Origin of the sequence: Mycoplasmopsis alligatoris A21JP2 (assembly GCF_000178375.1) — a bacterium.
Classification (GTDB): domain Bacteria; phylum Bacillota_I; class Bacilli_A; order Mycoplasmatales; family Metamycoplasmataceae; genus Mycoplasmopsis; species Mycoplasmopsis alligatoris.
Genome location: NZ_ADNC01000007.1, coordinates 1 through 15,648 on the forward strand (window position 1 = coordinate 1; position 15,648 = coordinate 15,648).

The 15,648-nt window shown below is 26.7% G+C and carries 9 protein-coding genes and 5 tRNA genes; 7 read left to right on the forward strand and 7 right to left on the reverse strand.

Annotated elements, in window-relative coordinates; translation table 4 throughout:
* The 4 genes from MALL_RS00790 to MALL_RS00805 all read left to right on the forward strand — a co-directional run.
* On the forward strand, positions 1-1,604 hold a 1,604-nt coding region (locus MALL_RS00790; RefSeq protein ID WP_005683269.1), incomplete at its 5' end, for an amino acid permease.
* A gap of 76 nt (positions 1,605-1,680) precedes the next feature.
* Positions 1,681-1,938, forward strand: a complete 258-nt coding sequence (gene rpoE / locus MALL_RS00795) for a DNA-directed RNA polymerase subunit delta (RefSeq protein WP_005683321.1) — start codon at positions 1,681-1,683, stop codon at positions 1,936-1,938.
* 25 nt (positions 1,939-1,963) lie between these two features.
* Positions 1,964-2,827, forward strand: a complete 864-nt coding sequence (gene fba / locus MALL_RS00800) for a class II fructose-1,6-bisphosphate aldolase (RefSeq protein WP_005683389.1) — start codon at positions 1,964-1,966, stop codon at positions 2,825-2,827.
* A 75-nt stretch (positions 2,828-2,902) separates the two neighbouring features.
* Positions 2,903-3,526, forward strand: a complete 624-nt coding sequence (locus tag MALL_RS00805; protein WP_005683384.1) for a thermonuclease family protein — start codon at positions 2,903-2,905, stop codon at positions 3,524-3,526.
* A gap of 22 nt (positions 3,527-3,548) precedes the next feature.
* Here the strand turns inward: MALL_RS00805 and MALL_RS00810 are convergent, their stop codons facing one another.
* Together MALL_RS00810 and MALL_RS00815 are read right to left on the reverse strand one after the other, a co-directional pair.
* Positions 3,549-4,181 (reverse strand): MAG0110 family membrane protein, encoded by a 633-nt coding sequence (locus tag MALL_RS00810; RefSeq protein ID WP_408634340.1) that lies wholly within the window; start codon positions 4,179-4,181, stop codon positions 3,549-3,551.
* A gap of 200 nt (positions 4,182-4,381) precedes the next feature.
* A tRNA-Leu gene (locus MALL_RS00815) sits at positions 4,382-4,463 on the reverse strand.
* A 374-nt stretch (positions 4,464-4,837) separates the two neighbouring features.
* Between MALL_RS00815 and MALL_RS00820 the strand changes: the two genes are divergently transcribed.
* Entirely contained in the window at positions 4,838-8,548 is a 3,711-nt protein-coding gene (locus MALL_RS00820; protein WP_005683279.1) for a beta-N-acetylglucosaminidase domain-containing protein, read from the forward strand.
* Positions 8,549-9,000: 452 nt separating this feature from the next.
* Here MALL_RS00820 and MALL_RS04410 read toward each other — a convergent pair whose 3' ends face one another.
* Positions 9,001-9,276, reverse strand: a complete 276-nt coding sequence (locus tag MALL_RS04410) for a hypothetical protein (RefSeq protein ID WP_156785612.1) — start codon at positions 9,274-9,276, stop codon at positions 9,001-9,003.
* A gap of 10 nt (positions 9,277-9,286) precedes the next feature.
* On the opposite strand from MALL_RS04410, the gene MALL_RS00825 reads away from it, so the two are divergent.
* The gene (locus MALL_RS00825; protein ID WP_005683354.1) at positions 9,287-12,562 is read left to right on the forward strand and encodes a beta-N-acetylglucosaminidase domain-containing protein; all 3,276 of its coding nucleotides are present in this window, start codon (positions 9,287-9,289) and stop codon (positions 12,560-12,562) included.
* A gap of 94 nt (positions 12,563-12,656) precedes the next feature.
* On the opposite strand, the gene MALL_RS00830 is transcribed toward MALL_RS00825, so the two are convergent.
* The 4 genes from MALL_RS00830 to MALL_RS00845 all read right to left on the reverse strand — a co-directional run bounded on the left by MALL_RS00830 (position 12,657) and on the right by MALL_RS00845 (position 12,972).
* Positions 12,657-12,732: transfer RNA gene (locus tag MALL_RS00830), tRNA-Thr, on the reverse strand.
* A gap of 1 nt (position 12,733) precedes the next feature.
* A tRNA-Val gene (locus MALL_RS00835) sits at positions 12,734-12,809 on the reverse strand.
* Between the two features lie 7 nt (positions 12,810-12,816).
* Positions 12,817-12,892 (reverse strand) — tRNA-Glu (locus MALL_RS00840).
* Between the two features lie 5 nt (positions 12,893-12,897).
* Positions 12,898-12,972 (reverse strand) — tRNA-Asn (locus tag MALL_RS00845).
* Positions 12,973-13,146: 174 nt separating this feature from the next.
* Between MALL_RS00845 and mip the strand changes: the two genes are divergently transcribed.
* On the forward strand, positions 13,147-15,429 hold the full coding sequence (mip, locus tag MALL_RS00850; RefSeq protein ID WP_005683319.1) for an Ig-specific serine endopeptidase MIP: 2,283 nt from the start codon (positions 13,147-13,149) through the stop codon (positions 15,427-15,429).
* Positions 15,430-15,648: the final 219 nt, after the last annotated feature.

The following is a 15,648-nucleotide window of genomic DNA, read 5'->3' on the forward strand; positions in this document are numbered from 1 at the left end:
ATAAAGATGGCAACAATGTTGAACAATCACTTTTAGGTTTAACAGATTTGCCAAAAAGCAAAAAAATAAATTTTTTTACAGGAATTTTAATCGTTATCGGTTCATCAATGGGAGCAGGTATATTTTTTAAATCACAATCAGTTTTAGAAAGTAATAATTACTCGCTATTTTTAGCAATATTCTCCTGAATAATTGCATCATTAGCGATTGTTTTAATGGGTATTTCACTGCTGGATATAAGTGCAAAGAACAAAGGAAATTTATCTATTGTTGGATGAAATCATCGCTTCAATACATGAATGACTTATCAAATGTCAAAAAATTTTACGCTTTATATAAATATAACTTTAACTTATTTTTTTATGCCACTTTATGCAATAATGTCTTTTCAAGATGGAGCCAGAATCTTTGGTTTTTATAACTTTAACACTCAAGCTGATTGGGCAATATGAACAATTATTATTTTAGTCATAAGTGCCTATTTTATAGTCACTTCTGGTCTAAAGGCAAAATTAGCAACAATTCAAAATGCAATAACACTCGGTTTTAAAATTTTTGCTTTAGTAGCAACAATAATTGTTGGATTTAGCATTTTTATTATAGAAGTAAAAAATGGTAATAAATTGGACATACATTGATTTAAAAAAATAGAAATTTCTGACCCTACAAAACCAATGAGTTTTTCAAATATTATGCCTTTTGGTGGACTTTTTATTTCTTGAGCCGGAATCTTTTTTGCTTATGATGGATTTTATGTTTCAACAGGAATTAGTAATGAATTAAAAGATCCTAAAAAAACACCTAAAGCATTATTAATTGGTTTAAGTGTTGTAACTATTATTCATTTAATTGTTGCTTTAGCTATGTCACTAAATGGAAGAGGTGATTTTAAAGAATACTCTAACTTTTTATCGAAAAATAATTTAGCTTGAATTTATGGCTTAATCAACTTGTCTATAGGAATAGGTGTAATTGGAATAATTAATGGTTTTAGTCTTTGAATACCTCGTTTTATTGAAGAATTAATTCAAATGCATGATGTACCTTTTTATAAAAAATTAGTTAAAAAAACTAATCAATCTTATCCAGTAGTTGGAGTTGTTTACTCACTTGTTTTAATTTTACCAATCGTTTTAATTTTTTGTATTTTAGGAGCAACTTTATATTATCCGAAAGAAGATCCAAGTGGATATTATCAACTATACGGTAGTGGAATGAGTAGTTTATACAATTTTGCGGATTTAATGTCAAATTGAATTTCTTTATTAGTTTTTGCTTTTATGGCTATAGCTTTTTTTGGAGCAATTTTAGAATCAAGAAGAACACCAAAGAAATTTTCAAAACGTTTTAAAGTTGTCAATATTATTGTCACATTATTCTTATTTGTAGTTGTTTTTGTAAATTTCTTATATCCAATAGTTGATTTAATTTTAATAATTAGTCAAAAAAATACACTTCAAGAAGAAATTTATCAAATAGCTTTTCGCGGACGTTTATTATCATTTCTAACTTTAATATTATTTTTAGCGATTATAATTTTACCTCCAGTTTTTATAAATGTTTTCAAGAAAAAAAGATCAAAAATCATAAAAAATAACCAATAATTAACTTTAAATTTCTTCTTATATTTTTTTAAAAATGCTTTAAAATATATGCATATAATCAATGCAAGGAGCAACTATGAAAACAATGATCGATTTAGCAATAGAAGTTGTAAGTTCAGACAAAGATAGATGATTTACATTTGAAGAAATTTTTGAGCATGTAGAAAACAATTTAAGAGAGTCTTGAACAAATAATTTTGTTAACGAAAAAAATGATTACGAACAAATCAAAACTAAAAAATTAGGTGAACTATATCGTTTTTTAACTGTTACAGGTAGCTTTAGCAGAAATTCAGATGGTTTATGAAAAATAAATGTTCATAAATTTAATTAATTAGTTACTACAAATAGGAGAAAAAATGGCATTAGTAAACGCAAAAAAAATGCTTGCAGAAGCAAAAAAAGGAAAATACGCAATTCCTCACATTAACATCAACAATTTAGAATGAGCAAAGGCTGTTTTATTAACAGCACAAGCTGAAAAATCACCAGTTATTATTGCAACAAGTGAAGGTGCTTTAAAATACATGGGAGGATTTGAAACTGTTTCAGGAATGGTTAAAGGATTAATCAAGGATTTAAACATCACAATCCCTGTAGCTTTACATTTAGACCACGGTTCATACGAAGGTGCTTTAAAGGCTTTAAAAACAGACTACACATCAATTATGTTTGATGGAAGTCACTATAAATTTGACGAAAACTACTCAAAAACAGCTGAATTAGTTAAACTAGCTAAAGAAAGAGACATGTCATTTGAAGCTGAAGTTGGTACAATCGGTGGAGAAGAAGACGGTATCGTTGGAAATGGAGAATTTGCAGATCCAGAAGAAGCTAAAAAAATGGCTTCATTAGGAATTGATGTTTTAGCAGCAGGAATTGGGAACATTCATGGTCCATACCCAACATCATGAAAAACATTAAGTTTTGAAACTTTAGAAAAAATTTCTAAAGCTGCAGGAGTTGGAATTGTTTTACATGGTGGATCAGGAATTCCAAGTGACCAAATTAAAAAAGCTATTAGTTTAGGAGTAACAAAAATTAATGTTAATACTGAATTACAACAATCTAACCATAAAGCATTAAGAGCTTACATAGAAAGTGGTAAAGATTTAGAATCTAAAAACTTTGACCCACGTAAATTATATAAAGATGGATTTGATGCTATGTGTCAAACTGTAAAAGAAAAAATTTATGAATTTGGTTCAAACAACAAAGCTTAATAAATAATAATTAAAATCGCTTAGGCGGTTTTTTACTTTTTTTGTTCACTTTAAAATACAAGAGAATATTATAATATGAAAAAAATATATTTATTATTATTGATATTTGGATCACTATTTTTTGTTTCCTGTCAAAAACAAATAAGTCCAAATACAACACTTAACACAAAAAATAAATTTTATAATGAACCACAAAAAGAATTAATAAAAGTACTTGAAGTATATGATGGCGACACTTTACTAGCTATAAAAAATGACAAACAAATAAAAATAAGATTATATGGTCTTGACACGCCAGAAACATTAAAAGAAACTAATAAAAATTACCTTGCTAAACTCGAAAACATATACGCTTTAAAAGCTAAAGAATATTTATCATTTCTTGTTCAAAATACAAATTTTGAATTATTTTTACAACAAATCAGCACTGATCATTACGGAAGAATTGTAGGTGTTTTAAGCGATTTATATGGTACAAATATAAATCTTAAAATAGTAGAAAATGGCTACGGTATAGTTTATTACATAAATAATAAAAAAAATAGTAAGTATTTTTCTACTAAAAATAAATATCAAGAAAATTTTTACTATCAATTAATTAAAGCGCAAAATTTAGCTAGATTAGATCATATACAAATATGGCAAGAAAAATACCTAAGTGATGTTTTTTATAAAAGAACAAACATAAATTTTGATTAAAAAAAATATTGGATAACCAATATTAATTTCTTGAAAATATTCCTAAAAATCTTATTAAGTAATACAACATCATTACATAATTGAAGAAAAGTCTAATTCCAAAATAAACTGAAATTTTTACCATTTGTTTTTTATCGTGATAAATTGCTGTTTCAAATTCTCTTCTCATTACATAAAAATCTATTGATGTTCCTAAACAAATAAGAATTAAACCAACAACTGTAATTAACATGTGTAAAGAAGGCCCATAAATAAAGAATGATACAATAACACATATTAAAAACACAACTCCTAATACCATTGAAAGTCTTGAAATTTTTGTAATATCTATTAATTCATAGTATCCAATAATTCCAAAAATACCCATAATAACTACTGGTGCTGCAAACAATAAAAAGGTTCATTGTAAATTTAAATTAGGAAGATAAAATGCTAATGAAGTCCCTATTAAAAAAGCTAAAAACGGTACTGAAAAGAAAAATCCTAGTAATAAGAAAAAGAGGTTCATTCGACTTCCAAATATAGAAACCACAAAAAATGAAATTAACCCTATAATAATTACTACTAAAAAAGCTGTAGGATTTTTTGAAATTGTTTCTGTAAATCAACTGTTTGTTGCTCAATAAAAAAATGTTAGTAGTCCAATAAAAAATAAATAGTCCTACTGATAAAACTAATGCTACTAAACCATAAAATGATTTTGTAGAAGTTCTAATTAATCTTGCTTCTGTCATATAAGTATTTTACTATATGTATAATAAAAATTAAATTTTTAATAGAATGAAAATTATACTTTTTTCCTTTTTATAGGCTTTTCAAAAAAGCAAAAAAAAAACGACTAATCGTTTAATTCTGTGCGCGGGAAGGGACTCGAACCCTTATGCCGTAAAGCACTAGAGCCTAAATCTAGCGTGTCTGCCAATTTCACCACTCGCGCTTGTGCTTATTTATTATATATTAAAAATTAATAATTCAAAATGATTAAATAGAGTTTTTTATTCAAATTTATCTTCTATAAATTAATAAAAAAAAACAAAATTTTAATATGAAAAAAATTTCATATGTAGTGTATTTTTAATTCAAAAAAAATTAGCAATTATGAAATTTTTTTATTAAAGCAACATAAAAAATAATTATTTTTTCTTAAGAATAGTAATTACAATGAAAAATATCATTTGTTTTTATGTATTAATTATATTTAAAATATTTGAAAATATCTATTTTAAAACACTCAAAAATATTTAAAAATAATGCCTTTATTCTTAAAAGTAAAATAATAATGAAACACATAAATGTTTCTTTGGAGAAAATATGAAAAAAAATAAGAAATCAATTATTCTTACAATTGGTTCAATAATTTTTGCAGGAGCTTTTCCTTTAATTGCTCTTTCTTGTGGAACTACTGCAAGTAAAGATAATAACGCAGGAAATAAAGACAACAATGCAAACAATGATGTTGATAATAAAGACAATAATTCAAATACAAATGTTGAGACAGATATAAGAAAAACACCATTTGATTTTGCATCATTAGAAAAATCAATGTCAGAAAAATTAACTGCACTTAAGATGTTAGATGAAAAAAATGAAAAAGAGAAAGCAGCTGCTAGAAAAGTTTTAGCAGATAAAAAAGAAGCTGAACAAAAAGCATTATTGGCAGAATTTTTTACTCAAAAAGACGGTTTATTAGAAGAAGCCATGAAACGTGAATATACAATTAATCCTAAGCCGCAAGCAATTAAGTATGAAGATAAGGCGTTTTACTTAACAAAAAATGTGGATGTTACTATTAGCGAAAAAATTAAAGATAAATATTTAGAAAATTATTTAGGAGAAACCTTTAAAACTAGGGGATTGGTTAAATCAACAACTGCTAACGAAAAAAATACAAAACTTATTATTGTGGACACAGAAAACAAAACTGAATTAGAAAAATACAAAGCAGATGCAACTGTAGACTTTACAAAAATAGATGCTTATTCTTTAATCATTAAAGAAGGAAAAATTGTTTTATTTACAAAAACTAAAGAAGGTGCTTTTGCTGGACTTTCAACATTGCAATGAATTTTAGAAGACTCTAAAAATGCAGCGGTAAGGCAAGTAGTTATTAATGACTATGCTGATACAAAAATAAGAGGATTTATTGAAGGTTTCTACGGAGTACCTTGAACTTGAGAAGGTAGACAATCATTAATGAAAATGTCTTCTAAATATAAGACAAATTCATACATTTTTGCTCCTAAGGATGATCCTTATCATGCCGGGAAATGAGATGAAAAATATCCTGAAGATCAACTTAACGATATTAAACAGACAGTTGAAGTCGGACATAACAATGGTGTTGAATTTACATGAACAATGCACCCTTGAATAGGAAAAGATAACGTTATTGATCTTAGAAATAAATTCGATGAAGAAATGGTAAAAGTTAAAGCCAAATACCAACAATTATATGACGCAGGAATTAGACAATTCGGTGTTCAAGCAGATGATGTTGGTAATCAACCAGTAGAATTAATTGCTAAAATGATGCATCAATTAGTTAAATGAGGAAAAGAAGATGGTAGAAAAGTTAAACTCTGAACATTCTGTCAACCTAAATATGAAGGAACAGGTAATACATGAAGTGGTTCAGCAGAAAGTTTAAAAGAATATCAAGAAAAGCTTCCAACTGAAGATCTTTACATGTGTTTTACAGGAACATCGGTTTTAGCGCCGGTTACCAAACACTCAACTGATTGATTTAAAAATAACTCAAGTGCAAAAAGACAAGTAATGTTTTGATTAAACTGACCAGTTAACGATCCTGATTACACTGCTATTAATTTAGGACCAGGTACAATGCTTGAAGGTGATGTTGATCCAAGTTCTTTAGGTGGAGTTGTTACTAATCCAATGCAAGAGTTTGAAATAACAAAAGTTGCGGTAAGTGCTATTTCAGCTTATACATGAAATATTAAAGGTTTTGATGCTTGAAAAGTTTGAGAAAACTCATTTAAGAAAATAGAACCAAACGCAGCTGAAGCATTTAAACAATTATCAAGACATATTACTTCAACAAAACATCCTGATGGTAAAAGCTATTGAGGAGTTAACATCAATGATGAGTCAAAACATATAAGAACTGAAATTGAAACTATTAAAAATAATGTATCTTCATCAACTAATTTAGATCAAACAGCACTTAAAAAACTTCTTGATGACATGAAAAAAACTCAAGATGCTTATGAAGAATTTATGAATAGTTCTCAAAATGAAAGACTTATTAGTGAATTAAAATTATTTGGAAAATCGCTTAATTATTTAGCAAAAAGTATTGAGTTAGGATTAGAAGCTTATAAATCATATAAAAAAGCTGAAGCAGTTAGTGATCCTAATAATGAGCTTAAAATTTTAACAAATTTACAAGCTCAATATTATGCAACTCAAGCAATAGAATTATTCGATTTATCTCAACATATTGAAAGATTTGATTTATTGCCTGGTTCTAAACCAGTAGGACAAAGAAAATATGTTAAACCAGGTAGAGATTACCTAATTCCACTAGGTCAAGCCATAAAAGATGCAGTTTCAAAATTTTTAACAGCAACTAAATTACCTGACAAATCATTTGTTGAAGAAGGAATTATAACAGGCGGAACCTTAACAAGTTCATTTGATAGCTTCCATGAAAACAAAAACTTAACATTTGGTAATGATGGCAATCCAAAGTCTTCTACTTGAGCAAATCGTTCAGGAAAAGCTGAAGATTTTTATCAATTAACCTTTGAACAACCAATAAACATTTTTAAAGTTAATTTATTTACAGGAAATGCTATAAATGAAGATGGTGACTGATTTACAGATGCTAAATTAGTATATTCATCTGATGGAAAAACATGACAAGATGTTCCAAATGGACAAGTTAATCGACTAGAAAAAGGTAAAGATAATAATAGAATTTTAAATATAAATATTAATAATGTAAAAGCTCTTAAAGCTGTTGCACTTAAAAATGATAATAACTGAATAGCGCTAAGAGAATTTAGCGTTTATGGAATGTTGGCTACAAAATTTGACAATAGTTTATTTGCAAATAAAGAAGTAAATCAAGGTGTTATTTCTAACATCGAAAATAAAGATAAAGTTGGTGGATTTATTAAAAAAGGAAATGTCTTTACATACACCCCTACAAAAGCTAACGAAGATATTACTTTAAATAAAAACGATTATTTTGGACTAAAACTTGACTACATTTCAAAAATAAAAGGTTTAACATACAAGTTTAATACACCTTCAAAAGATTTAAAGGTTCAATATTCACATGATCAAGCAGTGTGATTTAACCTTCCAGGTTCAACTGCAACAAGCGATAAGTTTGCTCGTTATGTTAGAGTTATCAACCAAGGAGAAACACCACTAAAATTTAAAGTAGAAAAATTTGAACTTGAATTAGTTGATCAAAACAATTACTCAATAACATCAAGTGATAATAAAAATGATGAAGCTTCTTTCTCTAAATTAACAGTTAATGCACCAACACCATTTGTTTCACACAATAAAACAGGATGAATTCAATACAGATCTTCATCTTTAAAAGAAGCTGAATACAATAAATTATATTTAGTTCAAGAACCAATTCAAATATCAAATGCAATTGTAACAGCAGAAGTTTACAACAAAGAAACAAAAGAATATAAAGAAGTACTTTTAGGAACTTTAAATAAAGCTATAAATATCTTTAAATTACAAAATCCAAATGAATATTTACTATCATGAAAAGTAACTTATAAAGATACCGGATTAACCTTGCTTGAAGTAATAAAAGAAAAAAATAACGATCCAGTAAAAACTGATAAATTAAAAGCAATGCTAGAAGAAATAAAAACACTAAATCTAAAAAACTTAAGTGAAGAAGAAAAAATTAAATTTGAATTAGCTAAAGAAAGAGCAAGCCAATTATTAAAAAATGATATCGGTGATCAATCAGAAATAGATTCAGTTTATCGTGAATTAAAAATCTTATCAATTAAAGGAAAATAATATTTTTAAAATAGACCATCTGGTCTATTTTTCATTATTTTTAAATGCTGTTTTATTTAAGAATTCATGAAAATTTTTCTAATTATCTGCGTGCATTTTTATTTGTAAATGACTTAAGTTTTTTACTGTTTTTTAGTGAAATTTTGTTTAAAAATACAATTAAATTTTTCTAATAAATATGAAATATTTTTCATAATTGATGTATTAAAAATTCAAAAAATTTTAAAAATTTTTATTTTATTTAACTAAACATATATTTGAATAGATATTTTTTTCAAATATAAATAAAAAATATGAAAAAATATTTATTTTTTAAGGAATTAATTATATTCATCTTAAAAATAAATTTACTAATAATTTCAATCAAAAAACTATTAAGAAAAATGCTTGATTCTTAAAAGTAAAATAATTATGAAACATAATCAGTTTCTAGGGAGCAAAAATGAAAAAAACTAATAAAATATAATTCTTTCAATTGGATCTGTTGCTTTAAGTACAGCATTTCCAATTATTACAATTTCATGTAAAAATAATTCTAATTCTTCTAACGATACTATAGTAGATAAAAAAGAAAATGATTCTAAAAATAATGAACCAGATCAAAATGATAAAGATAATAAACAACAAATAAAAACAGAAGATGAATCTAGCTTCTTTGAGCATAAAAAAGAATGATTAGAAGAAGCGATACGATACCAGCATACAATAAATCCACAACCGCAAAACATAAAATATGAAATGAACGCTTTTTATTTAACTAAAAATATTAATGTTTTCTTAGACAAAAACATAAGTGATAAGCATTTAGAAAATTATGTAGAAACAACTTTAAAAATTAAAAATTTAAATAAAGCTAATAAGTATGATGACAAAAATACAAGTTTACACATTATTGCCAATAATGATAAAAGCCCAGAAACGGCAAGCATACTTCACAAATATAAAAAATATGTAACAGTAAATTTTAATAAAATAGACGCTTATTCATTAATAATTAAAGATAACAAAATTGTTTTAATTGTTAAGGATAAAGCAGCAGCTTTTTCTGCTTTAAGTACAGTACAATGAATTTTAGAGGAACTAAAAAATTCTGCGCTTAGAGAAGTTATTGTAAATGACTATGCTGATACAAAAATAAGAGGATTTATTGAGGGTTTTTATGGCGTTCCATGAACCTGAAAGGGTAGACAATCGTTAATTAAAATGTCATCTAAATACAAAACAAACTCATATATTTTTGCTCCTAAAGACGATCCATATCATGCTGAAAAATGAGATGAAACATATCCAAATGAATCTTTAGCTAATATCAAAAAAACTGTCGACATAGGACATGATAATGGAGTTGAATTTACTTGAACAATGCACCCTTGAATTAATAAAAATAATGTAATTGATTTAAGTAATGACTTTAATAATGAATTAATTAAAGCTAAAGCAAAATTTCAGCAATTATACGATATTGGAATAAGACAATTTGGAATTCAGGCTGATGATGTAGGAGGGCAGCCGGTTAATTTAATTGCCAAAATGATGCATGAACTAGTAAAATGAGGAAAAAGTGAAGGCAGAAAAGTCAAACTTTGAACATTTTGTCAACCAAAATATGAAGGCACATGACTTTCTTGAAGTGGATCGTTTTTAGACCTAAGAAAATATCAAGATCAATTACCTAAAGATGACTTATTTATGTTTTATACTGGTACGTCAGTTTTAGCTCCTGTTAGCAAATATTCTACTGAGTGGTTTAAAAACAATTCCGATGCAAAAAGATCATCATTATTTTGATTGAATTGACCTGTAAATGATCCAGATTATACCGCAATAAATTTAGGTCCTGGAACAATGCTTGAATCTGATGTTCAAGCAGATTCTTTATCCGGAGTTGTAACAAATCCTATGCAAGAATTTGAATTATCTAAAATTTCAATTAGTTCTATTTCATCTTATAGCTGAAATATAAAAGGATATGAACCTTGAAAAGTATGAGAAAATGCATTTAAAAAAATAGAACCAGATGCACATGAAGAACTTAAACAACTAGCAAAACACATTACTTCAACAAAGAATCCTGATGGTGGATATTGAGGAGTAAATATAGATGATGAATCAAAAGATATAAGAGAAGAAATTGAAGTTCTTAAAAATAATATATATTATTCAGAACTATTAAACTCTCATGCTTTTAAAAAAATAAGTCAAGATATGATTAAGACAAAACAGGCTTATGTTAACTTAATGTCTAAATCTAAAAACGACCAATTAAAAAGTGAAATCAAACTTTTCGGACTATCGTTAAGCCAGTTAAGTGAAAGTATAGATCTTGCTTTAAAAGCATATCAAGCTAAAAAAGAAGCTGATCAAATTAATACAAATAACAAATTAAAAGAAGCTAAAATGAGTGAAGCTAAGTTTTATGCTTCTAAGGCACTTGATTTATTTAACTTATCTCAAAAAGTAGAAAGATTTGATTTACTTGAAGGTTCAAAACCTTTAAATCAAAGAAAATTTGTAAAACCAGGAAGAGATTATTTAATACCATTTGCAAAAATATTAAAAGAAGCTATTTTAGAATTTGGTTCTGAAACTAAATTAGCTCAAAATTCTTTTAAAGAGTCTGGAATTGTAAATACGGGTAATTTAACTTCATCATTTAGTGAATTTTATAACGATAAAAAACTTAATTTAGCTACAGATAATGATACAAAAACTGCAACCTGATCTAATAAAAGTGCTAGCTCAGAAGATTTTTACCAATTAAATTTTGATTCTGCAACTAATATTACTCAAATTAAATTATTTACTGGAAGTGAGCATAAACAAGATTCAAATTGATTTAAAAAAGCAAAAATAATTTATACAAGTGATAATAAAAATTGAATTGATGTTCCTAATGGAATAGTTGACAGATTAGATTCAGGTATTAATAATAATAGAATTTTAAAAACCAATTTGTATAACGTTAAAGCTTTAAAAGTAGTACCTTGAGAAAACGATGCAAATAAAATAGCGCTTAGAGAATTTAGTATAAATGGTAGATTAACTGATAGTTTTGATGTAAACTTATTTGAAAATAAAAATATAAATCAAGGTCTTTATTATAACGGCGAAAACAAGGAAAAATTAGGAGCTTTTGTTAATAAAAACAATTTATTTACTTATGTAGCAACAAAAGAAAATCCTAATATTTCATTAAGTAAAAATCAATATATTGGTTTAAAATTAAATCATATTTCGTTACTTAAAAATGTTGAATTTTTAGCAACAGGGAATAAAGATAAACTTAAAGTTCAAATTTCTGAAAACGAAGTAAATTGAACTGATCTAAATAACACTGACACTGCAAAAAATAAACTTGCTAAATATATAAGAGTTACAAATGAAACTGAAGCAAAAATTGAATTTAAAATTTCTAAATTTGTCATTGAATTAGAAAATAGTGATAATCAGATTATCACTTCAAGTAATAAAAATGATCAAATAAATTATGAAAAATTAACAAATAATTCAACTCCTTTTATTTCAGATTCAAAACAAGGATGAATTGAATATAAATCAACTTCACTTATTGAAGCAGAACAAAATAGATTAATTTTTGTTCAAGATCCTAATAAAATATCTAATGCTTTAGTAAGTGCACAAGTTTATAATAAAACCACAAAAAAAACTAGACAAGTAAACTTAGGGTACTTAGATAAAATCTATAATATTTTTAAACTTAAAAAAGAAGATGATTTGTTATTATCCTGAAAAATTACTTATGAAAATGACCAATTGACCTTGGTACAAGTTATAAAAGAAAAAGATAATTCTCCAGTAAACATTGAAAAATTAAAAAAATTAAGTGATTCATTAATGACAATAGACACATTAAAAATAGAAAAAGACAAACTTAAAAGAATTCAAGAATTAAAACAAAGAGCAACACAATTATTAAAAGAAGATATTGGTGATCAAAGTGAAGTAGATAACATTTTATGAGAACTAGAATTTTTAAGTGTTAATCTAAAATAATAAATAAAAAATAGATCTCAAATCGATCTATTTTTATATATTTTGCTTATTTAATTACGTCAAAAAAATAAAAAAAACTAGCTTTGCTAGTGTCTGGTGCCGTCTATAGGACTCGAACCTACGACCTACTGATTACAAGTCAGTTGCTCTACCAACTGAGCTAAGACGGCGTGGTGGAGGATAGGGGACTCGAACCCATGACATTCGCCTTGTAAGGGCGACGCTCTCCCAACTGAGCTAATCCTCCAAAAAAATGGCAGTCTGTACGGGGATCGAACCCGTGTATGCATGGATGAAAACCATGTGTGTTAACCGCTTCACCAACAGACCAAATATGGCGCCGATTAATGGGATTGAACCAATGACCAACTGGTTAACAGCCAGCTGCTCTACCGCTGAGCTAAATCGGCGTGATTTGCTTAATTATTATAACAACAAAAAATAAATATCAAATAAATTTTTTATTTTTTTTTATTGTGATTTTTTAAGTTTAATTTTTCATAAAAAATCACTAATTATTTTAATTAAGAAAATATTTTTAAGATATATAGATTATATATAATAAAGGAATAAAAGAGGTGAATATGATTAAGAAAAAGTTTATTTTAAAAAGTTTATTAACAAGTACTGCTATTAGTCCATTTATATTTATAGCATCTTGTTCATCATCAAATATTAATACTGATAACTCAACAAACAAGTCTAACGAAAAGAATTCAGAAGTTAAAAAAGAATTAGAAAATTTTGATATTAAAATAGCATATTCAGGACACGAACCACAACCTACAGTTTATGCCAACGAACCTTTAACTAGTGATTTTAAAAGTAATTTAAGTGATGAAATTTTAAGCAAATATAAATTTGAAGTTATAGGATTATTAAATCCTAATGCTAAAGAAGGAACAGTTGAAGTAAAATATAAACTTGTAAATTTAAAAGATTCAAACGACTCTATTGAAAAAGTTCAAGTTGTTGGAGGTTTTTTTAAACATCCATTTGGCGTTTTTAGAAATGGTGATATAAGTAGCAATCACAAATTAGCAATTACAGAAGGTGAATTGTTAAAATACACTTCTAAAACAAGACTTGAAAGATTTAATGAAGACAATGCTAAATATATGGAATTGTTAAAAAGACAAGATAGAGCTGCATATTTAAAAAACGATTTAAGTGATGAGCAAATAGCAAAATTAGATAAACAAGCTTTTGAAAATAATCAAGAAACGTTTAAAAACGCTATGTACAAGGGATTTTCTGTTCCTTATTTAGATAAAAGTGGTAAAGCAATTGGTCTAAATTTAAATATGAGTGTTCAAGTTGGAAAAGGTCCTTCGCTAATTGATGAATATGTTGATGAGCCTTATTCTTTAGGTTTAGCTAGAACTCTACCAAGTAAAACGTATAAACAAATTGGTTTACAAACTTATTCATTATATTTTAACAACCCAGGGGTATCTGCACAACATGGAACAACTTGAATTTTAGACTTTAAAAAACCAGAAGCTGGTAAATACCCAACAACATGATACTTTGCTACTAATGTGCATGTGGCTGATGGAATGAAATTTGTTGATGATAAAAATTATCCAACTCGTTCTAAAAAAGTTAAAACTAATACAGTTCAATTTTTAAGATTAAAAAACGATGTTGGAACTAGAACTACTTTTAGACCAACAAGATTTGGTGATGAATATGAAAACTGAGCATTTGGCGTTGAGAATAATCCTTTTAAAACAATTTATATGGGATTAAACTTTTTAAAATCTTCACCTAAAGAATATTTAGCACCAGATTCTCCTTTTGCAGACACCGAAGAAATGGCTGATTTTGCAGTTTTTGAAGTTGACTTTACAAAATTTAACTTAAATGAAGTACGAGTTTATACTGCTGGAAAAGAAGTTGCAAAGAATTATAAAACTCATGAAGAACTAGCTAAGGATATGACAAACGATTATGCTACCAAAACTAACGAACATATTAAGTTTTTATCTACTTCGTACTTAAAAGATTATGACAAAATCGGTCGACCTTTTGCAAATCATCCTAAAGATCCTGTTTTTGCTAAAAATGGAAATAAAGTAATTGATGGACTATTTGCTTTAGGTTATCCTATAACCGGATTAGGTTCATGATTAGATTTCTTTCTTGATAAATATGAAGATGCAAATGATCTTTCAGAAGCAAATAATTCATTAAGCTTATGAGTAAATGGTTATAGAAAATGATATAAAAAACTAGGCACAAGTGAAACAGCAGCTAATACTGGACTAAAAGATGAAGAACTTGACAAAGGAAATACTTTATCAACTGAATTAGGTTATAGAAGCTTTATTACTAGACCTGGAATTTTAGACATGATGATTGGTAGTCCTTTTAGTAATAAAAGTCCATATGAATATCCAGCTGATGAAGATAAAATAAATGAATTGCCAGATTCATTTGCTACTACAGACAAGCCAAATAATTTTAAAAATCGTTACTTATCTTATGGTATAAATTACTTTTTAAGACACTTTGCAGCTGGTGGTGGCGCAAGTGGAACTAGTGTTAGAAATCAAAAAAACGAACTAGTAGGAATTGTACATAGTTCAAGTCAATCGGCTCGAACATCGTTAGCATCAGCATTTAGAAGTGAAGGTGTAACATATAATGGTTATTATGGACCATATCAAATGGAAGAATATGATTTAATTTATGGTGGTGGAAAAAATCAAAGAAGCTCATATCGTGAAGCTTTACAAAAATTATATGGAGATTCATATCAAACCAATTTATTTGACAAAGGTTTAAAACTAGAAAATGTTCCTCAAGAGTTCAAATTGTCTGATAAAAAAATAAATCCTAGTGAATTTGATAATTCCATTTAAAAAATCACTTTTTACCAAAATAGCTTTAAGACAGCAAAATATGTAAATTTAAAAACTAGAAGTTAAAAAAATACCTTCTAGTTTTATTTATAAAAAATATTAAACAAAACTTAAGATTTATGAAAAATTATAAACCTATAAAACGTTTATTTCAAAATTGTCTTATCTGGCTATTTAAGCAAATTTTATTTTTAAAAATAAAAGCAAAAATATATAATA